22 protein-coding genes are annotated in these 22,213 nt (G+C 43.9%); 2 read left to right on the forward strand and 20 right to left on the reverse strand.

What is annotated here, in order from left to right:
* Positions 1-23 precede the first annotated feature (23 nt).
* Positions 24-1,109 carry a tRNA 2-thiouridine(34) synthase MnmA gene (mnmA, locus tag PHS53_03485; GenBank protein MDD5357179.1) on the reverse strand — a complete coding sequence of 362 codons (1,086 nt, stop codon included), beginning with the start codon at positions 1,107-1,109 and terminating at the stop codon, positions 24-26.
* 104 nt (positions 1,110-1,213) lie between these two features.
* On the opposite strand from mnmA, the gene PHS53_03490 reads away from it, so the two are divergent.
* Entirely contained in the window at positions 1,214-1,945 is a 732-nt protein-coding gene (locus PHS53_03490; GenBank protein ID MDD5357180.1) for a phosphoribosyl-AMP cyclohydrolase, read from the forward strand.
* Between the two features lie 53 nt (positions 1,946-1,998).
* Here PHS53_03490 and mltG read toward each other — a convergent pair whose 3' ends face one another.
* From mltG to PHS53_03515, 5 genes are all read right to left on the reverse strand, one after another.
* Positions 1,999-2,958, reverse strand: a complete 960-nt coding sequence (gene mltG / locus PHS53_03495) for an endolytic transglycosylase MltG (GenBank protein ID MDD5357181.1) — start codon at positions 2,956-2,958, stop codon at positions 1,999-2,001.
* 106 nt (positions 2,959-3,064) lie between these two features.
* Positions 3,065-4,414 carry a hypothetical protein gene (locus tag PHS53_03500; protein MDD5357182.1) on the reverse strand — a complete coding sequence of 450 codons (1,350 nt, stop codon included), beginning with the start codon at positions 4,412-4,414 and terminating at the stop codon, positions 3,065-3,067.
* A 99-nt stretch (positions 4,415-4,513) separates the two neighbouring features.
* Complete coding sequence (locus PHS53_03505; GenBank protein MDD5357183.1) at positions 4,514-5,548, reverse strand: sigma factor-like helix-turn-helix DNA-binding protein; 1,035 nt, start codon at positions 5,546-5,548, stop codon at positions 4,514-4,516.
* Between the two features lie 181 nt (positions 5,549-5,729).
* On the reverse strand, positions 5,730-8,795 hold the full coding sequence (leuS, locus tag PHS53_03510; protein MDD5357184.1) for a leucine--tRNA ligase: 3,066 nt from the start codon (positions 8,793-8,795) through the stop codon (positions 5,730-5,732).
* A 57-nt stretch (positions 8,796-8,852) separates the two neighbouring features.
* Positions 8,853-9,776 (reverse strand): DUF5671 domain-containing protein, encoded by a 924-nt coding sequence (locus PHS53_03515; protein MDD5357185.1) that lies wholly within the window; start codon positions 9,774-9,776, stop codon positions 8,853-8,855.
* Between the two features lie 132 nt (positions 9,777-9,908).
* Between PHS53_03515 and PHS53_03520 the strand changes: the two genes are divergently transcribed.
* The gene (locus PHS53_03520) at positions 9,909-10,409 is read left to right on the forward strand and encodes a hypothetical protein (protein ID MDD5357186.1); all 501 of its coding nucleotides are present in this window, start codon (positions 9,909-9,911) and stop codon (positions 10,407-10,409) included.
* A gap of 118 nt (positions 10,410-10,527) precedes the next feature.
* Here PHS53_03520 and PHS53_03525 read toward each other — a convergent pair whose 3' ends face one another.
* From PHS53_03525 to atpA, 14 genes are all read right to left on the reverse strand, one after another.
* A complete protein-coding gene (locus tag PHS53_03525; protein ID MDD5357187.1) occupies positions 10,528-11,352 on the reverse strand; it encodes a hypothetical protein in 825 nt (274 codons plus the stop codon).
* 166 nt (positions 11,353-11,518) lie between these two features.
* Complete coding sequence (gene ychF, locus PHS53_03530) at positions 11,519-12,517, reverse strand: redox-regulated ATPase YchF (GenBank protein MDD5357188.1); 999 nt, start codon at positions 12,515-12,517, stop codon at positions 11,519-11,521.
* An 87-nt stretch (positions 12,518-12,604) separates the two neighbouring features.
* Complete coding sequence (locus tag PHS53_03535; GenBank protein ID MDD5357189.1) at positions 12,605-12,931, reverse strand: hypothetical protein; 327 nt, start codon at positions 12,929-12,931, stop codon at positions 12,605-12,607.
* Positions 12,932-13,015: 84 nt separating this feature from the next.
* On the reverse strand, positions 13,016-13,237 hold the full coding sequence (locus PHS53_03540; protein ID MDD5357190.1) for a hypothetical protein: 222 nt from the start codon (positions 13,235-13,237) through the stop codon (positions 13,016-13,018).
* A gap of 6 nt (positions 13,238-13,243) precedes the next feature.
* Complete coding sequence (locus tag PHS53_03545; GenBank protein ID MDD5357191.1) at positions 13,244-13,831, reverse strand: NAD(P)H-dependent oxidoreductase; 588 nt, start codon at positions 13,829-13,831, stop codon at positions 13,244-13,246.
* A 45-nt stretch (positions 13,832-13,876) separates the two neighbouring features.
* On the reverse strand, positions 13,877-14,584 hold the full coding sequence (locus PHS53_03550) for a 6-phosphogluconolactonase (GenBank protein MDD5357192.1): 708 nt from the start codon (positions 14,582-14,584) through the stop codon (positions 13,877-13,879).
* A gap of 93 nt (positions 14,585-14,677) precedes the next feature.
* Positions 14,678-16,093, reverse strand: a complete 1,416-nt coding sequence (gene zwf, locus PHS53_03555; protein MDD5357193.1) for a glucose-6-phosphate dehydrogenase — start codon at positions 16,091-16,093, stop codon at positions 14,678-14,680.
* A 74-nt stretch (positions 16,094-16,167) separates the two neighbouring features.
* Positions 16,168-16,398: a hypothetical protein gene (locus tag PHS53_03560; GenBank protein MDD5357194.1), complete on the reverse strand. Its 231-nt coding sequence runs from the start codon at positions 16,396-16,398 to the stop codon at positions 16,168-16,170.
* Positions 16,399-16,612: 214 nt separating this feature from the next.
* Positions 16,613-17,257 (reverse strand): MBL fold metallo-hydrolase, encoded by a 645-nt coding sequence (locus tag PHS53_03565; GenBank protein MDD5357195.1) that lies wholly within the window; start codon positions 17,255-17,257, stop codon positions 16,613-16,615.
* 18 nt (positions 17,258-17,275) lie between these two features.
* Complete coding sequence (locus tag PHS53_03570) at positions 17,276-17,959, reverse strand: nucleotidyltransferase family protein (protein MDD5357196.1); 684 nt, start codon at positions 17,957-17,959, stop codon at positions 17,276-17,278.
* Between the two features lie 14 nt (positions 17,960-17,973).
* Positions 17,974-18,216 (reverse strand): hypothetical protein, encoded by a 243-nt coding sequence (locus PHS53_03575; GenBank protein MDD5357197.1) that lies wholly within the window; start codon positions 18,214-18,216, stop codon positions 17,974-17,976.
* A 109-nt stretch (positions 18,217-18,325) separates the two neighbouring features.
* Complete coding sequence (gene atpD, locus PHS53_03580; protein ID MDD5357198.1) at positions 18,326-19,699, reverse strand: F0F1 ATP synthase subunit beta; 1,374 nt, start codon at positions 19,697-19,699, stop codon at positions 18,326-18,328.
* A gap of 17 nt (positions 19,700-19,716) precedes the next feature.
* Complete coding sequence (gene atpG / locus PHS53_03585; GenBank protein MDD5357199.1) at positions 19,717-20,652, reverse strand: ATP synthase F1 subunit gamma; 936 nt, start codon at positions 20,650-20,652, stop codon at positions 19,717-19,719.
* Positions 20,653-20,679: 27 nt separating this feature from the next.
* On the reverse strand, positions 20,680-22,212 hold the full coding sequence (gene atpA, locus PHS53_03590; GenBank protein ID MDD5357200.1) for a F0F1 ATP synthase subunit alpha: 1,533 nt from the start codon (positions 22,210-22,212) through the stop codon (positions 20,680-20,682).
* Position 22,213: the final 1 nt, after the last annotated feature.

Below are 22,213 nucleotides of genomic sequence, written 5' to 3' on the forward strand. Positions count from 1 at the left end.
TTATCGCACCCGAAACTTTCCCGCTAGGAGATGATTGCACCGCCGAGGCAGGTGTTTTTGTCGTATACGACTAGAGATTGCCCCGAAGTGACTGCTTGAATCGGCTTTTCAAAGCTTACTATGGCCGTTTTTTTGGTTTTTATTTCGACGGTACATTTTTCGAGCGGCTGGCGATAGCGGACTCGGGCGCTGTACACCTTTCTTTTTTGAGGAATTTCAGAGATCCAATTGGTATCTTCAATTTTTACAATGTGAGTGTCTTTGAGGAAATTATTTTCCGGTTTTTTTTCTGAGACGGTGAGGACGTTTTTCTTGATATCTTTTTTCACAATGTAGTATGGAGTGTCGTGAGGAGTTTTTTTGGTTATTGTGAACCCATGTCTCTGTCCCAAAGTGTAGAAAAATGCTCCCTCGTGCTTCCCTATCGTTTTCCCAGATTCATCGAGTACTTTTCCGGGTTTTTCTTTCACAAAATGGCTTAAGAATTCTTTAAGGTCTACTTTACCGATAAAGCAGAGCCCTTGGCTGTCTTTCTTCGTTGCTGTGTGGAGGTTGAATTTTTCTGCGAGCTTTCGCACTTCCGGTTTCTCGATATTTCCTACTGGAAAAAATGTTTTTGAAAGTTCTTTTTGCGTGAGTGTCCAGAGAAAATAGCTTTGATCTTTATTGAAGTCAGAGCCAGCTTTCATTTCAAATTTTCCACGTTTTGTTTTCGCAACTTGGGCGTAATGGCCAGTAGCGACATAGTCCGCTCCCATCTTGCGGGCCTTATCAAAAAACGCTCTGAATTTCACATGGCGGTTGCACATCACGTCTGGATTAGGGGTTCGTCCCGCTTTGTATTCGCGAATCATGTAATCCACCACTTCTTTTTTGTATTCTTTTTGGAGGTCGAATGTGAGAAAAGGAATGCCGAGTCGGGCGCAAATCCGCATTGCGTCCAGGCGTTCTTCTTTCCAGTTGCATGGCAGAAAATCTGCCTGCCAGACTTTGATGAAAACCCCGGTTACGTCGTACCCGGCTTTTTTAAGGAGTGCAGCAGAAACAGAGGAGTCTACTCCCCCCGAAAGTCCTACAAAGACCTTTTGTTTGGGGCTTTTTTGAATCATTTCGAACACAGTATGCCACAATTGACAAGCTTTGAGAAATGTATACTATTTTCGTCGAAAGTTGGCGTTTAAATCCTTTGAAACCCTGTTTAAGGAGTCAGACAATGGCCACAAGTCGTCGACAAGGAATTCTGGTGCCGGATTTTACGGCGCGCCCGGATCGCCCAAGCGGGACAATTCCAGCGATTGTCCAACTTGAAGGAAATGGGGTCGTCATTGATCTCATTTACCTGAACCGAAGCAAGTTTTTTGAAATGCTTTGGACTGGAACGGTAAGCGCCTGCAGAAAGGAACTTCAGGTTGTCGGTGTGCGCATAAACTGCGAGGTGAACTCCCTTTTGGTATCGGTTTCAAGAAAATCGGCCAATGATCGTTCGGTGCTTTGTACGGTAGAGCGCGACGAGCTTTTTCCCCACAAAAACGAGCCGAAGTTCAAGGATGGAGATGAGATCAGGCCCGTGATTGTCATGCAGACCTTTCCGGAAGGAATGGTCTCGATGCTTGGCTCAACGAATAGTCTGGCATTCGAAACAATGCGCGACCTAGGCCAGCTTGTACTTTGGTCGGTCTCGAGGAAAAAACTTTGGCACAAAGGCGCCGAAGAAAGTGGAAATTATGTTCCCGTGGAGCATGTCTACACACACCCAAGCGGCATGCTTCTCACTTATGTGACGAATTCGGCGGTGCCAGTCTGTCACACAAATTCCTTGGGATGCTACTCTCGCAGTGTTCTTGTCAGTACGCCTCTCCTTATGGATGTCCCGGAAGATAGGATTCCGAGGCTGAAAGTTCTTGATAGGAGAATGGCGGCGGTGTCCGAGCTGATCAAATCCTGATCTTCTCGATGTTCATTTCACACGAAGACGGTTTTCCGAAAGGAGCCGTTTTTTTAATCCAAATATTTTTTCTTGTTTGCTAAATGTTCCGCATAAGTCGCTGCGTAATGCATCACCCCATCTCTTCCTGAAAGGTAAAAAAGATATTTCGAAGTTGTCGGATGGATGGCTGCGTCTATTGCATCCAAGCCGGGATTTGAAATTGGCCCCGGTGGAAGACCCGTGTGCAAATAGGTGTTGTAAGGAGAATCAAATTTCAGATCTTTGAGCGTTAGTTCAAAGGTGGTTTTGTCTGTCACGTAGGAAAGAGGCGCGTCTACTTGAAGGCGCATTCCGAGTTTCAATCGTTTCCAAAGAACTCCAGCGACCATTTTTCTGTCTTCGCTTGTGAGCGCTTCTTCCTCAAGAATGGACGCCATTGTTATCGCATCTTTAAATGTTCTGCCTGAAATAAGAACATCCGCTTTCAAAACCCCCGTCTTTTTTTCGAAATTTTCAGAAAGCGTTTTTATAATATTTTCCGTGGTGATATTTATCGGGAAAAAATAGGTGTCGGGGAAAAGGTACCCTTCATCTTTTGTAGTAAGCTTCAAAAATTCATTTTTACTGAAATGAAAGTACTCTGCGGGCATTAAATTCGCAATTTGGAGGGTGTTGAGCCCTTCAGGGATGGTAACGCGTTTCAAAGGAAACCCAAAATCTCCGGCACTCACTCTTTTTGCTATTGAGAAAACAGAGAGTGGTTTCGTGAAGACGTATTCTCCGGAGATAACTGCTTTTTCATGATTGAGAAGGATGACGAAGTTATCAAAGAGGAATGATGAGCGGATAATCCCCTTCTCTTTCAAAAATGAACCGACTTCCTTTAAGGAACTGCCGGATTCGATCATCACTATTTTGTTGGAAGGAAAGCCCGAAGGAGGCAAGGAGAGAAAATAAAAAGCGACTAACAAGACGCACCCTGCGATGATGAGGAGAGCTTTTCTTTTCAAAAGGTATTTGGGAAAGCGCATAGAAGAAGGGTAAAGGGTTTAGGGTACAGGGTACAGGGTAGAAAATACTGTGCTGAGAAAGTTTTGATTTTTATTCTCAACCCCATACCCTCCACCCTGTCCCCTATTATGTTGGCAAATTCGAAGGAGGTTCCACTTTCTTTGAAGGAATTCTGGTGAATGATGGCGTTGTCGCGGCTTCTCCTGGGAAGTGATAAATGGAAGCGAGGCTTTCTGCATTCATGATAAAGCCGGCTTCCCGGAAATGATGATAGGGACCTTGGAAGAAGGAGCGTTTCTTGTACGCATCAAGCATCTGCTTTTCCATTCTGTTTCTTCGGATTCTTCGGAAGTCTTGCCAAGGATAATCGAAATCAGTAAACCAAGCCAATTTTATTTCATTTAATTCTTTCGAATTAAATTGGTTGAAGATTCCAATGATACCCGTGTTCGATATTGGATTGTAGGCCTCGGCTTTTGCGATGTAAAAAGCGCGGATAGTTGTCTCGAAAGGATATTTAGAAATATTGCGTTCGATCGCAGTAATCGCATTTTTATCTCCCTCGCTCATAACTGGATGAATTGGGAATCCGGTATCTGAAACTACGTCTGGTCCCTTGGTTTCCGGATCGCGCTTCATGATCTTATTTACTTCCGCTTTCCCGGCATCAGACCAGAACGGCTGTTTGTAGAGAAATCCCTCTTTGAGGCCTTGTTTTCTATGGCATTGGAAGAGAACTTGAATCCAAACCGTTTCGCCTTTTTTCATCGAGCCTAAATATTCAAGAAGCGGAGTCATTGGCTCGATCTTGTATTCCTCTTTTGGATTTTCATGCATGCGAAAATCCATGTATGTTTTTATCGGATAGATACTTGGCTTCGCGAGATTATAATACGTTCCCCAGATAGGAAGATTCACGGGATCGTGTTCAACTTTATGGACGTAGTCGTCTTCGGGCTTCACGTCCAAAATTTCAATATTCGGATATTGGCCGTAGAGCTGGTGAACAAGAAGCTCCTTGAATTTTTTGAATGTCCACATGTAGAAGCGAATATTCCCGTCTTCTGAAACAATTTCGAAAGAAAACCAGGGCTTCACTTTTCCTTTCCAATAAGTTTCAAGATAGGTCGCACTTCCCTTTTGCCATAATGATGTGAGGACAAGCTCCATTGCTTCGGGAGATTTCACTAGCTCTTTTGGCAACTTAATTTCTATGAGCGCCGAACCCTGCCCCATAAGAAACATTGCGCGCCTCCAGTGGAGCCAGATATGCATAAATTGCGGAAGAAGAACCAAAGGAAGCCAGATCGGCGAGGTTTCAAAGATAACGGAAATTGTTTTTTCGAGGGCTCCAGGAAATTGAGCGAGGATAACCAGTGCAACAACGGCGAAAACTCCCACCATGAAATTTTGGAATGGCAGAAGTCCTTTATTGCTCAAATCAAAGATCGCCGGTTTTTTGGAGCCTGATGACATTTGGTTCCTTATATTCTATCGCATAGAAATATGTTTTTCCATCTACAAAAGGTGGATACGGGGAAAACAAAAAACTGCCTTGCCGGCAGTTTTTTGTTTTTATCCTACGAGAGAGTATTTTGCGTCTTTGTCTTTCTTGAAGTGCTTCGAGTTTTGGAGGTTAATCGCAATAGTGTTCTCCTTGACATATCGTTCTTTGAGCACTTTTTCAATGATTTCTTGTTTCGTCAATGGTCCGTGCTTTTCGAGAACCTTCTTGATAACGTCTTTTACCACTCCTGAAAGATATCCCCATTCAGAAAGAGCATAGAGTCCGCGTCCTACAAGCACGAATCGAGGATCTTTGATGAGCTCGTTGTGACAGGTTGCGACATGAGCCTTCTTTTTGAACGTATCGGTAATTGCTTTTGCAACTTGAGTGAAGTGGATCGGAGAGCCGTGCTTTCGGATAACGAGAAATGCGTAGTCTCTCATTCCTTTCGCTTTAATATTTGGAGAAGAAGTTAGTCCCCACTCGCCCATTGGATTTCGGCCGATCTTTTTTGAAACTGAAAGCCATCGCTTGATGATCTCTTCTTTTTTGAAATGATCAGAAAGATCTTTTACGTAATCAAGGAAAGTGTTGATGATCTCTGATTCCGGAATAATATCGTCGTCGCCAAGGTTTTTGTAAAGTTTTCGCAGTGATTCGTGTACCTTTGCAGAAAGAGCATCGTCAACATACCATCGGTGCTTGAATTCATCGTCCTCTTTCTCTCGCTTAAAGTTGTGGCTCAAAATCATGAGAAAGTTGATGTGATTCTGGGTAGAAGCATCTTTTGCAAGATGACTTAGAAAATCCTCTTCCGCAACAAATCCACCCATTTCATGAAGGATCGCTTCAAGCTCGTCAAAAGCAGCCTTTTCTTTCTTGTAGCCTTCGGATTTCTTGATGTTGTGAATCGCGTAGTTTTCGATCTGTCGAACTCGTTCTCGAGTGATGTTGTATGTCTTGCCGATCGCCTCAAGAGTCATTCGTTCCGGCTTTGCACCAAGCCCAAAACGGCTTACGAGCACATCCCTCGCGCGAGCAGGGAGAACGCCCAAAAGCTTCTTGGTTATCTGTTTTGGTTTAAATTTAATTGCTGGTGTCATTTGAATAAAATTTTACGTGCGAAGCTTTTTGCTTACATACCTATTTTCTAGCATTTGTGTGAAATAAAGTCAATTCTGTTGTGAAATAGTGTCTTTTTGGCCTCATTCCCTGTGGTCTTACAATACTATACTCCTCATTTAATGTCAAATACCCCCCAGAAAAGCTTCAAAATTAAGGTTTTTATACGACGATACTCACTAATTTATTTTTTACGTAGATAATTTTTTTCGCGGTCTTTCCCTCCATCCACTTCAGCGTTTCTGGAAGTGAGAGAGCTCTTTTCTTGGTCTCCTCCTCCCCCATCTCGCTTTCGACCCTAAATTCTCCGCGCACTTTTCCATTTACTTGTACGACGATTGTGAAGGACGATGTCCCGATCAAAGCACTATCAAATACAGGCCACTGTGCATCTTTTAGCTCTCCCTTTCCGAATAGTGACCATAATTCTTGCGTAACATGAGGAGCGAATGGTGAGAGAATTTTGAGAAAATCCGAGAATATTTCTGCTCCGATCTCTGTTTCTTTTTCGGCCTCATTTAAAAACATCATCATTGAAGAGATCGCTGTATTGAATTTGAAATCAACGATATCTTCACCAACTTTTTTGATTGTTTTGTGAAGCGAGTTTAAAAGATTCTGCGATGGCGCTGTTTTGGGCTTTTGGGCGACCTTCTGTGAAAGTTTCCAGACGCGCTCTACAAAGCGCCGTGAACCGATCATGCTTTCTGTACTCCAATTGATGGCATTTTCAAACGGACCCATAAACATTTCATAAATACGAAGTGTATCGGCGCCATAGAGCTTGATGATATCATCGGGATTAATAACATTTCCGAATCTTTTACTCATTTTCTTCCCGTCTTCGGCAAGTATGAGTCCTTGGTTCTTGAGACGCATGAATGGTTCAGTCGTCGAGACCGCTCCGATATCAAAAAGAAATTTGTGCCAGAAGCGCGCGTAAATAAGATGGCGTGTCGCATGTTCTGTCCCCCCGACGTAGACATCTACAGGCGCCCAATACTTTTCTTTTTTTGGATCTACAAATGTTTTAGAATTTTTGGGGTCCATGTAGCGGAGATAATACCAAGAAGAGCCCGCCCATTGGGGCATTGTGTTTGTTTCCCGCTTTGCAGGACCATAGCATTTCGGGCATTTCACATTTACCCATTTTGAAATTTCAGCAAGCGGAGACTCCCCCGTTCCTGTCGGCGCATATGACTTTACTTTGGGCAATTTTACCGGCAAATCCTTTTCCGGAACTGGTACAGTCCCGCACTTTTCACAGTGGATTATTGGAATCGGTTCGCCCCAATATCTTTGGCGTGAAAAAACCCAATCGCGCAGGCGGTAAGTTGTTTTTTTCACAGCAAGCTTGTTTTTTTCCAGGTACGAGATGATGTTCTGTCTTTCCTTTCCGGAGAACTTTCCTTCGAATGCTTTTGGTTCGTTAAGAACCCCATTTTTCATATCACTGAAACAAACTTCAAGGTTTCGAACTTTTTCAGCAAGGACTTTGTCCGCCGGAAAGAGTACCGGTTTCAAACGAATCTTATATTTTTTCGCAAAAGCAAAATCACGTTCGTCATGAACCGAACATTTTACAATTCCCGTACCATAATCAGCTAAAGCAAAACTGGCGATCCAAATTGGAAGGTCTCCATTCCCTACCGGGTCTACAATATATCTGCCTGTGAAAATTCCTTCTGATTCTTTTTCTTCCGCGAAGCCTTGTCCCGCACGCTTTTTAATAAGTCCTGCCGCAAAATCAAGAATCTCTTTTTTGTTCGGTATTCCTTCAAGAAGTTTTGGTAGATATGGGTGATCCGGAGCAATCACGACGAATGTATCGGCCGTAAATGCTTCAAAATGAGCCGAAAAGGTCTGAATTGTGAGCTTCGTGTCTTTGACGGGTGCCGTAAAAAGCATTCCTTCTGACTTCCCTATCCAATTTCTCTGGGATTCTTTGATTGACTCTGGCCAATTCAAGCCCGCTGTTCTTTGCCCCTTTTGGATTCTTGGCAGTATTTTTTTCTGTACCGCGTCTATTACATGCGAATAGCGGATTTCATCAGATTCCTCTGATTTATATTCTCCTGTTTGCGGATCTTTGATGAGCGATTCTACCGGATATCCGTCCCAAAAAGTTTTTGACTGTTGATCCTGCAAAATATATTCCTTGCCTTTTGCAACTAAGTTTTCGGTACCCGATGCATCGGTAAAAGAAAGAGCATAAAGGAATCTGCTTTTCGATTCCCCGTTCTTTTTCACGAAATCTTTAAGATATTTCACAACCTCCTCATCGCTTGCCCGAGGAGAATTGGGATTCGCGTGTTTCCGCATATGAACGACATTTCCATCATTTTCGGGCCATTTCTCCATCCAGAAAATGTGGTCGCTTGAAAGGGTAGGAATTCCAGTCTTTTTAAAATAATATTCGGATTTTTTCCGAGCGTTTTCCTCGAAGTCATCGCCTTCTACGAGATCGGAATCATCAATTTTTGCTATGTCGTCTAGGGATAGTAACGTTATTCCGCTTTCTTTGGGAACGCATCTCCTCCACATTTCTACTTTGGCATTATTTCTCGTTCCGATAAGAATTTTCAGAGGTTCTTTTTGAACTGGCGCGTCGAGATCAGCAAGAAGACGTTCTGCGTAGTCGGTGATTTTCAAAATCCATTGCCGCATCGGACGTTTTTCCACGACAGAACCACATCGTTCGCATTTTCCATCTTCCAAGTCTTCATTCGCGAGTCCCGTCTGGCAGGATGGACACCAATTGATCGGTTCGTATGATTCATATGCCAATCCTTTTTTGAAAAGCTCCAAGAATATCCACTGCGTCCATTTGTAGTATTTCGGATCAGTCGTGTTTATCTCCCGGGTCCAATCATAATTGAAACCCATAATGGAGAGCTGTTCTTTAAAACGCTTGATATTTTTCTTCACAGCAATTTCGGGATGAATCTTATTTTTTATCGCGTAGTTTTCCGCGGGCAAGCCAAAAGCGTCCCAACCCATAGGGTGGAGGATGTTATATCCTTTCATTTGCATAAAGCGCGAGTAGATGTCGGTAGCTATGTAGCCTTTTGGGTGACCCACATGAAGACCGTCTCCCGAAGGATATGGAAACATGTCCAAGACATAATGTTTTGGCTTTTTCGGATCTTCATGGGAGGTGTAGACTTTTTTCCGAGCCCATTCTTTTTGCCACTTCTTTTCGATCTTTAGATGATCGTATTTTTGCATGAACTTTAGAATACAATACAAAAAACGCCGGCGCAACACGCCGGCGTTTTTTTGGAATTATTTTTTGGGAGGCGGATAGAGCTGTGTATCAATTACTCGGGCAAAACAGGTGTAGCCAGAGTCATGGCTCCAGTTGTAATCTTGCGATCGTATGGGTGCGAGAGGCGCGGACACTTCGGTAAATTTTGGAGACGTAACTTTTAAGTTGAAGGTGGCGCAAAGATCGAATAAAAGCCCACCAGTAAAACGGTAAACATACTCTCTTCCCTCAGGATCTTGAGGTACACTCCAGCCAGAAATTGAATCATTTAGCTCAGAGAGTTTTTTGGGAAGTTCGCCCTTTTTCTGCCAATAGTTCACGATCTGATATTGGATATTCTGTAGGTCGTAGATTCTTTGTTCGTCGAAGCGTAATGCTCTCTCCCGCGCTGGCGAGCCTACGGTAAGAAGTCCGCCGACAAGGAGAGCTACGACTGCAAGAGCGGAGATGATGAATGCCCATCGAGCACGCTTTTTTCCATCAGCTTCTTCCCGCAGATCAATGATGTAATAGCTAAAGATTCCTCCGGTCACGATGACGACTGACAGGACCTTCAGGATAAATCGCAAGGTTATCTCGCCATTCAGGAATGTGTTGATGAGGACGATGAGAGTTACCGCAACAGCGGCTCCGGCCAGAAAAAGAGTGATGTAAGTGAGCCATCGGCGTACCCAGGTATTTTTCCGCGAAGGTTCAAGTCTTTCAGTCTTGCGCGCAAAATATGAAAAAACGATATAGAGCGGAAAGCCCACAATGAGCGTTGCCATGGCGATACGGATGCTTTGCGGTGCGCCATAGGAGTAATTCAGGGCATCTGGCATGAGGTATTCAAGAATACCGAAAAGGATATTGAGGAAAGCAATAGTTGATGCATACAGCGTTATCGAGATGGCGACGTTTAAAAAGAAGTCTTTTGGGGTGGTTTTGGTTTGTGGTTCCATGGATTTATAAGTGAGGATAATACCGAATTATATCCCCTTTTTTGCTTTGACAAAAGGGCGAGCGGGTATAATCTGGATGGAGGTTGTTTGGCGCTGTTACACATTGGAATCGAGCCTGGGAGGGCCACGGTAATGAGTGAATCACCCGCTGTAAGTGTCGATCAAGATGTCCGCACACAATTGGAGCGTCTCATTTCGCTCTTTGACACGTTCCATTGTGTTGGCGCTATCGTCGCCTGCGCCTCGATCTTTGTTTTCGGAATTTTCATCTGGGATGTCTCCTATCTAGTGGCGGGAATCGAATCGGCATTTTCAGCGCTGGTCTTCTTCGTCTACTTTCTCGTCGCCGACATCTTTGATGAACGGAGTGATGACGATGAGGAAGACGATCTCAGGGAAGCCGTTACCAGCTATCCCGAAGAGTTTTTGCGGATAAGGAGCAATTCCTTCCTGATTGGGTGGGCCCTTCTTTTCCTCATCGTGACCTGCACTCCTATAGTCCAGGAGGGAATCCTTGCTTCGCTGGTGGGGACTGTGGCTTGTTTTGCTTTAGGGATAGGTTTCCCGACCAGACTCTGCACTATTTTCTGGTATTGGGGAGATAAAAAATCACGCTGGCAAACGATTGTATGACAGTTTCGCAGTGACTCTTGGGGTCCGTTTGGGCTCCGAGAGTTTTTTTATGTTTAATCCCCAAACCACTGATTTTTAAAAAAAAAGGAGAAACGCGGTAGCGGATCTCCTTTCCATTTCAAAACTTTTTGATTTGCAGGCATCTTTCCATTTTCTCAAAAAGCCTGGGGTTTCTTCGCACATGCTTGAATGCCGAACCCCAGGGATCCAAATGGTGTCTGGCATATGAATACACCTCGACGAGCCGATCAATCCCGATCGTCTTTTCGTCCGCTTCCGGTGCATAGTTATTCAGCCGGCGAGCGAGTGCTTCGAGTGCTTCATCGCCAACAGCTAGGATTCGCATCGACCAGTCGTTTTTTCCTATCCAGTGTCTGCGCACATAAAGTCCGGCTGATATTCTTTGATAGCCGAACAATGTTGTTGCTGACAAAGTCGTGCGGTTGAGCTGGAGACTTAGCAGTGTTCGATAGGGGTTAAACATCATTGTCCGCCGATCGTACGTCAGAATTCCCTGGCCGGACTGTATGAGTGTCACATCCAAATTTTCCGGGTCGAATTCAAAGCCCTGTTCTGGGACTTTTCCGAAAACACATATTCCTTTCGGCAAGTGTTTGTCTACGCGAAAACAGTACACTTCGAAATGTCCCACCAGCTGTCCTGGACATTCTCTTGCGTCCTGAAGAAGTAAGTGAAGCTTCCTACTTTCTCTTTCTATCGTCGCGCCATTCTTCGTCTTTTTTTCTTCACGGTCCAATTTTGCCAGCTGTGCGAACACCAATGCAGTTATCTCTTCTCTTGAAAGGAGTTGGTGTTTATTCTCGTAGCCACCCTTCTCAATTCGTTCGACGAAGTCTAAAAGTTTTCTCCGCAACGCACTTTCCTTCCTGGTTACTCTTCGGTATTCGGCGTACAAGCGCCGAAAATCGTTCTCGACGCTCATGGTTTTGTCCCCCTGGGTTTTTGTTGAACAGCACTATCCCCCAAACTATCATAGTCGACACATTATGCAAAGTTCTCGAAAAGAATTAAAAACTAGATTTTGAATTCGATGACCCCGGTACCACAGCGAAGCTGGCTACGGGGCAAGCATCCCCATCAATTTAGTGTTATATCTTAAACTCGATGACATCTCCGTCATGCACGACATATTCTTTTCCTTCAGTTCGAACGAGGCCTTTTTCACGCGCTGTGGCATATGACCCGGCTTCTAGGAGTTTGTCTGATTCTATAATTTCCGCTCTCACGAATTTATCTTTAAAATCTGTATGAATTGCTGTGCCAGCGAGCGGAGCAGTCCAGCCTTTTTGAATTGTCCATGCGCGAGTTTCGTCTTCTCCTGTTGTGAAATAGGTGATGAGGCCAAGGATTTCATAGCTTTTTGCAATCAGAGTATCAAGTCCTGTGCCGAATACTGGATCAATTTCAATAAATGGCCCTGGGATCTTTGCTTTCACGTCGTCTGCGTTTTCAGCTGCGGCGGAAATATTGAGTGCGTAGAGAATCGGCTTCATGGTCAGAAGATGGAGTGATTTCACAATTTCTTTTTCCTCGACATTCATCTCGGTAGTTTGAGCGAGCTTCCCGGCTTCTAAAATCGGACGAATTTTTTCAAGGAGAGCATTTTCTGCAACAGCTTTCTTATCGCCGCGCTTAAGGTCGCTTTTTATGTTTGCCATCCGCTTTGTGACAGTTTCGAGGTCGGCGAGAATAAGTTCCAAGTTAATTACTTCAATATCAGAAAGAGGCTCAACTTTTCCTGCAACATGGATAATATCAGCGTCTTTGAAAATACGCACAACTTCGAGAATCGCATCAGTTTCGCGGATGTTTGCGAGAAATTTATTGCCAAGCCCCTGCCCTTCTGCCGCGCCCTTCACAAGTCCTGCAATGTCGACGAATTCTACTGCAGCTGGGATTGTTTTTTTAGATTTACTAAAATCAGAAAGTTTTTGCAGTCTCTCGTCCGGCACGGCGACAACTCCGACAGACGGGTCTATAGTGCAGAAAGGATAATTTTCTGCAGGAACACTCTTTTTTGTGAGTGCATTAAAAAGAGTGCTTTTTCCAACATTTGGTAAACCAACAATACCTATACTAAGTGCCATTGTGGTACTGTAGCACAAAAGAAGGCCAAGAAAAAATGACGCTCCCCAATCGAGCGTCATTCGGTCTCTTTTTGCGTGAAAGAGATTTCATTCTGGGCAGAGATCTGTGAGGAGCTGAAGTCGGAAAGAAATCGGATCTTCCAGGCCTTTGGGAATGTCAGGCAAAACCTCCTCAAGAGTCATTCCGACAGTTGAAGAAATGTTGAGGATCTCATTCCAAGTCAGATCAGTCGCCGTGACCCGGCTTTTAAAATCAGGGTAAACAGCATCGATTGACGACAAGCTTTCCCTCGTGCCGTTTTGTGGACCCTTCCTGATTCTCGCAATGTATTGAGCAAGTCGTTTGTGAATTTTGACCCGCTCTTTTGCGAGAACTTGTCGGAACTCCCTCTCCTGTCTTCTTGTGAAAGTCACTTGCGTACCCTCCTCACAAAAGTCGAACGCCACCACTCAAAGTACGTCTGCTAAACTAGCATATATTGTACCAGCGGAAGCTCCTTAAAGTATAGAGCGTAATTCACTTTCGTAAGATTTCATGACTTCCATCGTTGCGGACATCTGATCTTTTTCTCCTTTTATTTTTTCCTGGACTTCAAGAGCAATTTTTTGAAAAAGTTCCGGATTTTTTTCAATCATCTTTAGCATTTTCTCTTGCTCCGCTTCCGGCACGCCTTTCATTTTGCTCGCAAGCATTTTCCGCATTAAAAATTCTTTGAACATAGAATTTTATTTTCCTTCTCTTCCCCATCGCTCGAGCATTTGTGCGTGCTTCGTTTTTCCTTCAGCCGTTTTAAATTTCATAAGACCGATCTTTTTTACTCTAACCGGAGAGAAGCCTGCAAATTTGAGAATACCGAAGTGCATTTCGTTCGTTATATCTCCAAAGAGGAGCCTTGCAATAAAAGGAATATTATCCATTGTCACAATAATTCGAGCACTTCGCCCTTTGAGTGCCCCGTGCCAGATGACTCCCTTTAAAAACCCTTCTTTTTTGAAATGGTAGGCAAACCCGGGAAGCCAAACACGGTCGAAAAAACCCTTGAGAAGCGAAGGCATTCCTGCCCACCAGACAGGATAGAGAACCACAAAATGTTCGCACCATTTGATATCTTCTTGGGCTTTGAGAAGGTCGGGCTCTAGTGCCTGTATCTCTTTATATCCCTTATGCAGTATCGGGTCGAATTTCAGGTCTCCAAGTCTCGTCATACGCACCTCATGCTCGGCAGCACGAGCTCCAAGTTCATAGGCAGTGGCGAGGCGGGCGCACTCGCTGTCGCTGTCAGGATGCCCAACTAAAATAAAAATCTTTGCCATATTTTTATAAGAAGTTATGCGCCATATTCTATCATAATCGTGAGTTTATGCCTCAATATCCGAAAAAAGTATCACATGTTTCATTTCTTTAAGAATTCTTGCCGGGGTTTCTGAAAGATGTCCGGCTGGCGCAAATATTTTTCCTAAAGCTTGCCGTTTCTTCTCTCCAGTTGCGTACACAATAGATTTTTGTATTTTGCTTCGAATAAATGGAAGTGTGATTGTTACTCGATGCGGATACAGATTTTTCCCTTTAGCATCATAAGCTACAGCAATTTCATTTTGTTCGAAAAGTTTGTCGAAAAGATCAGGGTTTTCTGCAAATGGCAGAATACCTGCAGTATGGCCGTCTTCTCCTATTCCAAGAATTGCGATGATGTTTCCTTCCGGATTTTTCAAAATCCAATCCTCGATATTTTTTCTGAACCTCTCGCCGAATTGTTCGAAGGTCTCGTCCGTCTCAACTCGTGAGTCAAAAAATTGCACCCCTCCTTTTGTTGCATCAGCAAAAAATTGAGTTTTTTGGAGCTGGCTGAAATTATTTATATTTTCATCAATACTGTATCTTTCATCCCCCATTCCTATAGTAAGATTTGAAGAGAAAACTTTTGAATCTACAAAATCCAAAAAAGAGAAAGCGGAACCTCCCGCAAGGAGAAGGAGGGTGGGAATTTTTTCCGAAAAAAGATGCGAAAGTTTCTCACCAGCCCTTTCTTTTAAGATATTTTCGTTTTTTTCAAAATTTCTTTCCATCCCGTTAGAAGCTAGCTTCGATTATTTTATAAACCTTCAAATTAAGCACGGTTTGCAGATGTTGGTTGCTTCTAACGGGATCCATCCTCTTAGTTAAAAAGATGTCTTGGGGCCTTCCGACCCCTTTTTATACGAGAGAAGCGGGAGAGATTCCCAATGTTTGATGATGGGACTTACATATTTCCACGTCAGGTCTACTTCGCTTGTCGAGGGGAAAAGCGTCTGGTCTCCGCGGATACAATCGTAGAGCACTTTTTCGTAGGCGTCAGGAAGGGCTTTTTCTTCTACGCTTTCCCGATAAACATAGGATAGGTCTTTCGGTTCGACGGAAGAATCAAATCCAGGTTTTTTCATAAAATATTCTATAGAAATTCCTTCATTTGGTTGGATGGTGAATGTGATTTTGTTGCGGTGCTCGTGACCGTCGCCATTTGGACAAAGGCAGGTCGTGCAGGGTTTAAAAATCACCACAATTTCAGTCCGCATTTCGCTCAGAGCCTTTCCGCTTTCAAGATAAAAAGGTACATCCCGCCATCGTTCGTTATTGACGAACGCTTTGAGTTTGAAATATGTTTCGGTCGTGGATTCGGGATTTACATTCGACTCTCCTCGATAGCCTTCATATTGCGCGCGGACTGCATATTCTTCAATGTTTTTTACCGCCATAGGTACTAGCTTTTCAAATACTCGTGCCCGTTCTCGGCGGATACTCTCTGGTGTAAGGTTCCTTGGTCTTTCCATTGCTACAAGCGCGAGCATTTGCAAGATATGATTTTGTCCGACGTCTCGAAGCGCGCCGGTTGAATCATAGAAAGTTCCGCGCCCCAAAATATCGAGAGTTTCGAATAGTTTTACAGAAACCGATTCTATATGTTCTCCGCTCCAAAGATGTTCGAAAAGAGCGTTGGAAAAGCGGAATGTCAAGATATTTTGAAGCGTTTCTTTTGCTAAATAGTGGTCAATGCGAAAAATCTGCTCTTCTTCAAAGAGGTCAGAAAGGTGATGGTCGAGCTTGTGTGCAGTCTCTACGTCTCTTCCAAATGGCTTTTCAATGAGGACTCGTGTCCAACCCATATCGCCCCCGCATGGAATAGTAAGTCCAGAAAAGGAAAGGTGTCCAAGAATTCCTTCGTAGAGATCTGGAGGAACGGCTAGGTAGAAAAGTTTATTCGAGCATTGCCCGAGTCCGCCATCAATTTTTGAGAGCGTGTCCGAAAGATTTTTGTACGAATCAGCATTATCAAATGAACCTTCTCGGTAGCTTAAGTGATTAAGAAAATCAGAGAGATCGCTTTCACTCGCGGGCATCTTTTTGGTAATGAGCGTCTCTTTTATAAAATTCCTGAACTCGTCCGTAGAAAGGGAGCGGCGGGAGAAACCAACGATCTGGTATTTTGAAGGCAGAAACCCTTTCGTATGAAGCTCATAGAGAGACGGAAAAAGCTTTCTTTGAGACAAATCTCCCGTAACGCCGAATATGACAATTGTGGTGGGAGAAGTGGTCTCCATGTAAAAAGTATATCAGACAGGCATATATTCTCATATAAAGAAATAAGGAACGGTCGCGAGCACGTTCCTTGGACTTATGGAGGCAAAATTTCTGCCTTATCTGGTTCGAATGGGAGTTTGTCGCGGGTCAACAACCTTACTTCGATTCCGGTATCGATGTCGAGGACGTCCGCAATCTCTCGCGCGTTGCAGGTTGCCTCGATGACGATCTTAAGTCTTCCCGGGTCTTTCATGAAACCATTGGTGTAAACGATAAATCTGCGTTCCACCAAAGTATTGATTTCATGTTCAGACCACCCACCCATTCGCGTAACCAATGAGTAAAGCTTGGGCTTCTCTTCAACCACAGTTGTGGTCTTCTGGCCACCTCTCCTGCCTTTCCCCAAATGCCTCCGGTGAGGAAAGTCTGCTGAGAGACGTATTTTTCTGTCCACTGCCTTTTCCTCCGTTTGGGGTTAACTTTGATGTTATGTTCACAGAGAGCCCGAGAACTGCTCTAATTCTTACTGTACAACTAGGCTATATTTTGTCAAAGTCAATGGTTTTCCCCAGCTCCATTTCTTGAAAAAAGATTTTACGGGGAGAAAACGCTATTTTTGATAATCTATCGGTAATTTCAGTGTTTTTAAGGCCTCCATCGTGTACAGGAAAGATGATTTTCGGCTTACAGGCGAGCGCGAAATCAAAACTTTCTGAAATTTTGAGCCACGGTCCCGCTACTGGCAGGGCAAGAATTTCCGGCAGTTTAGGGGGGATATGAAGCGCGTCTCCCGGGTAATACAGACGGTTTGAAATAAAGTATCCTGTGTTTTGAACTCGGGGAATCGTTTCGTAAACTTCGGCGTGGATGGTACCGAAGCCTTCGATTAAAACTCCTTCCTGTGTTTTGTTTTGTCCTTCTTCAAGAATTTCGTATTTAATTCCCTCTTTCTCTAAAAGAAGTCCGACGGCAGTATTGGTCATGATTCGCGCTTTTGGATTATTTTTGAGAACCGTTTTTACCGAAGGAATATGAAAATGGTCTTGATGCTCGTGAGTGATCAAGATGATATCTATATTTTTGATTGAATCCTGGAGAGTTGAAAAACTTCCCGGGTCGGTCAAAATCCGCAAACTCTTTTCTTCAATAAGGAGACAGCAGTGACCGAGCTTGGTAATCTTCATTCCTCTAGTATACCAAAATCACTTTCTTGCATTCAAGATTTCTTCTGCGGTTTTAAGATCTTCAGGATAGCCGATTGGTATCCAAAGATCAGATACGACGCCGTACACGGGATACTCTTTTAGCATTTGCTCAATAAGTACTGGTAAATAGAGCTCTCCTTTGTATTCGTGAGCTTTGTAATTGAATACATTGTCATCAAGAAGATAGACACCATTTGAGACGAGATTGCTTTTCGGTTCGTCTGGTTTTTCAACAAGTTCTAGAATGCGATTATCTTTATCCATTTCCACTACGCCGAATCGCTCTGGATGTTCAGCCCGAGAAAGAAGTAAGGCGCGCTGGTAGACAAGCATTTTCTGGATGCTCTCTTTGTGATGGATATCGTCTGCGTACATAACCAAGAATCGCTCGCCTTCTGTAAGGAGATGCCGGCAGAGTTCCAATGCATGGGCCGTTCCTTTTTGCTCTTTTTGTTCAACGTAATCAATTTTTTTGCCTTTGTATGAATTACCGAATTTCTCTCGTATCATCTCGCCTTTGTAGCCGATTACAACAATTATTTCAGTAACTTCGTTTGGTAAAACATCAAAAACGCGCTCGAGAAGTGATTTTCCAAGGACAGTGAGGAGGGGTTTCGGAGTTGTGAGGGTGAGTGGCTGCATTCTCTTTCCCACTCCCGCGGCGATAATGACGGCTTTCATTTCTTAAAGAAAGATTATGCGCTGGCTAAGATAACGATACGGCTTTCTGGACGAATTTCTAAAACTCCGGATTTAATTTCGATAGATTTCTCTTGCCCGTCTTTTTCGATGATTTTCAAAATTCCAGGAACGAGCGTAGAAACCAAAGGGAGATGGTTCGGGAGAATAGTAATTTCTCCAGTCGTCGTCTTTGCGATAACTTTTGTAGCCTCTCCATTAAAGAGGGTGTCTTTGATTGTATAGACTCCGACTTGCATATGTTGATTGTTAGAGTTTTTTCTCGTCACACCTTTTAAAAAGACCGCTCCGGGCCGCTTGGCCAAGTCTTAGTCATTTTAAAAGCTGCAACTTCAAAAAAACTTTTACTTACTTAACCTCCTTAATTCCCCCCTTCATATAGAACATATCTTCTGACTTATCGTCATGCTTACCCTCGAGAATTTCTTTGAAGCTCTGAATAGTATCTTCTCGCTTTACGAATTTACCTGAAATACCGCTGAATACTTCTGCGACGAAGAATGGCTGTGAGAGGAATTTCTGGATCTTTCGAGCTCGGGCCACGAGAAGGCGGTCTTCTGGAGACAACTCTTCGATACCGAGGAGGTTAATGATGTCTTGGAGCTCTGAATATCTCTGGAGCGTTTTTTGCACTGCTCGAGCAACCATATAGTGCTCCTTTCCGACAATCTTTGGATCAAGAGCAGAAGAAGTCGAAGCAAGCGGGTCTACAGCAGGGTAAATTCCAAGCTCGGTGAGCGCTCGAGAAAGCACAATAGTAGAGTCGAGGTGAGAGAACACAGTTGCGGGAGCTGGGTCGGTGATGTCATCAGCAGGGACGTAAATAGCTTGCACGGACGTAATAGCGCCCTTCTTTGTAGAAGTAATTCGTTCCTGGAGCTCTCCCATTTCTGTTGCGAGCGTTGACTGATAACCTACAGCTGAAGGCATTTTACCGAGAAGCGCAGCCACTTCAGAACCAGCTTGTGAGAATCGGAAAATGTTATCAATGAAGAGAAGCACATCTTTTGATTCTTCGTCGCGGAAATATTCAGCCATGGTGAGGGCGGAAAGAGCAACTCGTGCACGAGCACCCGGCACTTCGTTCATTTGTCCGAATACTAAAGCTGCTTTGTCGATAACTTTTGATTCCTGCATTTCCAAAAGAAGATCGTTTCCTTCACGAGTTCGCTCTCCCACTCCGGCAAACACAGATACACCTCCAGATTCTTCTGCCACGTTACGGATGAGCTCTTTCAAAAGCACGGTCTTTCCCACGCCGGCACCTCCGAAAAGTCCCACTTTTCCTCCTCGGACGAATGGAGCGAGAAGGTCGATAACTTTAATTCCTGTTTCGAAAATTTCAGTCTTTGGAAGCTGATCTACCAGAGGAGGGGCTTGGCGGTGAATCGGCCATCGTTTGGTAAAGTTTGTTTTTGCGTTTGAATCGATAGTGTTTCCAAAAACATTGAAAAGATTTCCGAGCACTTCTTTCCCAACAGGTACGGAAATAGGAGCTCCTGTATCGTATACTTCTGCTCCTCGAACGAGTCCGTCAGTGGAGTTTAAGGAAATTGCTCGGATTTGTCCGGAGCCAAGATGTCTCGCTACTTCAAGGGTGACCATTTTTTCACCCTCACCAGTGGTAAGAGCGTTGTAGAGAAGCGGGAGCGAGCCCTCTTCAAATTCAACGTCAACAACGGTACCGATGATCTGAACAATTTTTCCTTTTGATTTTGACATAGTGTTAATAATTAGTTTTATGATTCAAGTGCTTCGCTTCCTGCAATAATTTCGCTGAGCTGTGCCGTAATTCCTGACTGTCTTGCTTGGTTGTATGAAAGATTCAATTCCCCTTTCAATTCTTTCGCATTGTCCGAAGCATTTTTCATCGTGATCATTCGTGCGGAGTGCTCTGAAGCGTTTGATTCGAGGATGACGTGGTAAATGTGGAGCCGTAAAAGTTCTGGAAGAAGTACGTCAAGGATTTTTACCGGCGATGGTTCAAATTTGTATTTAAAATTGTATCGGTGCTTGGTATTTCCTGCGAGGCCAGTGTTTGCATTTGAGAATTTTCCGTATTCAGGAACAATACCGCGGATGATTTCCTCAATTCCTGTCTTTGTGACCGGGAGAATTTTTCGCAGAACTGTTTCTTGGCGCAGTGTTGTACGGAAATGGGTGTAGATGATATCTACTGCATCCCATTCCTTTGCAATAAAGCCTGAAAGCACCATATCTCCAACTGGAAGAGCTTCCTCTGCTTCGGAATAGTCGCCGAAATCAAGAAAACTTTTTATGACAGCGATCTTTTTTCGATCGCAGTACTCTTTGGCCTTCTTTCCTATAGTGATTATTTTGAAAGATTCTCCTTTTTCGCGGCTTTCATTGATCCAGTTCTGCGCTTTTCTGACGATGTTGTCGTTAAAAGCTCCCACAAGACCCTTATCGGCAGTTACAATAACAAGAAGCGAAGTTTTTATTTTTCGAGATTTCAAAAGTTCCGGGAGTTTCGGGCTTTTTGTCAAAAGATTTTCAAGCATTTCAAACGCGGCGATAGCATAAGGGCGAGCACGAAGCGCGTAACCCTGGCTTTTTCGCATCTTAGTCATCGAAACCACTTCCATTGCTTTGGTGATCTGTTCGATGTTCTTGACCGACTTGATTCTTTTTTTAATATCTCGTAATGATTGCATTTGATTCTACTTACTACTTTCTACTGACTATTTCTGCATCTTCACCCATTCCGCCAAAGAATCTTTCAAAGTTTTAAGGATATCGTCTGACATTTCACCTGATTTCTTGATCGCTTCAAAAATTTTCTCTTTGTGCATCTTTTCAAGATAATCAATCACAGAAAGTGAGGCATCAACGATTTTCTCTGGAGCAATCGCGTCAAAATATCCATTTGTCGCTGTGTAAATAAGGACAGCTTGTTTCTCGAATGGAATTGGAGCGAGCTCATCTTGCTTCAAAGATTCTGAAAGCGCTTTTCCGCGAGTAAGGGTTTTTCGTGTCGATTCATCGAGATCAGATGCAAATTGAGAGAAAGCAGCGAGTTCTCGATACTGGGCGAGCTCAAGTCGTAGTTTCCCTGCCACTTTCTTCATCGCCTTTGTCTGCGCCGCAGAACCCACGCGTGATACGGAGAGTCCGACGTTTACCGCAGGACGAGTTCCTTGGTTGAAAAGTTCTGATTCGAGATAAATCTGTCCGTCGGTGATAGAAATAACGTTTGTTGGAATGTATGCAGCCACGTCTCCAAGCTGTGTTTCGATGATTGGAAGCGAAGTAAGCGAGCCTCCCCCATTTTCTTTCGAAAGTTTTGCTGATCGCTCGAGAAGTCTTGAGTGGAGATAGAAAATGTCTCCAGGATAAGCTTCACGGCCTGGCGGACGTCGGAGAAGAAGAGAAATTTCTCGATATGCTGTCGCCTGCTTTGAAAGATCGTCGTAAATCACGAGGGCATCTTTCCCTTTGTACATAAAATATTCTCCGATGGCGGTTGCACTGTATGGAGCCAAATATCGCATTGAAGTCGGAGCAGAAGATGGAGCAGAGACGACAATCGTGTATTTCATCGCGCCCGCAGCTTCAAGGGTCGCAATAATTTTTGCAATTTTTGATTCCTTCTGTCCGATTGCGACGTAAATACAGATTGGTGTCTGGAACCGAGTATCGTTTTTCTGATTGATGATGGTGTCGATGCAAATAGACGTCTTACCCACTTGTCGATCTCCAATGACGAGCTGTCTCTGCCCTCGGCCGATCGGAATCATCGAGTCGATAGCTTTGATTCCGGTGTGAATCGGAGTATTTACAGGAGAACGTGCGATAACAGACGGTGCTGTTCGTTCTGTAGGATAAAATTCGTGTTTTGAACCAGTTTTAAAAATAGGGCCTTTGCCATCAAGGGGATTTCCAAGAGGGTCAACCACTCGTCCGATCATTTCGTTCCCTACTGGTACAGAAAGCACGCGTCCTGCGTGAGTAACGATATCCCCCTCTTTAATTTTTTTATAATCTCCGAGAACGATAACTCCGACGCTGTCTTCTTCGAGGTTGAAAGCCACGCCGGAAACTTTGCCAGAACTTGTTTCAAATTCCACCATTTCCTGCATCGAAACGTCAGAAAGTCCCGAAAGGCGGGCAATTCCGTCTCCCACTTCGGTCACTTTCCCGATCTTTTGGGCACGAGCTTCTCGTTTGTACCCAGTGATCTCATTTTTCAGATTTTCGATGATTGGTGAAGGCATA

The organism is Candidatus Paceibacterota bacterium, from assembly GCA_028714635.1.
GTDB lineage: Bacteria > Patescibacteriota > Minisyncoccia > Phycocordibacterales > JAQTLZ01 > JAQTLZ01.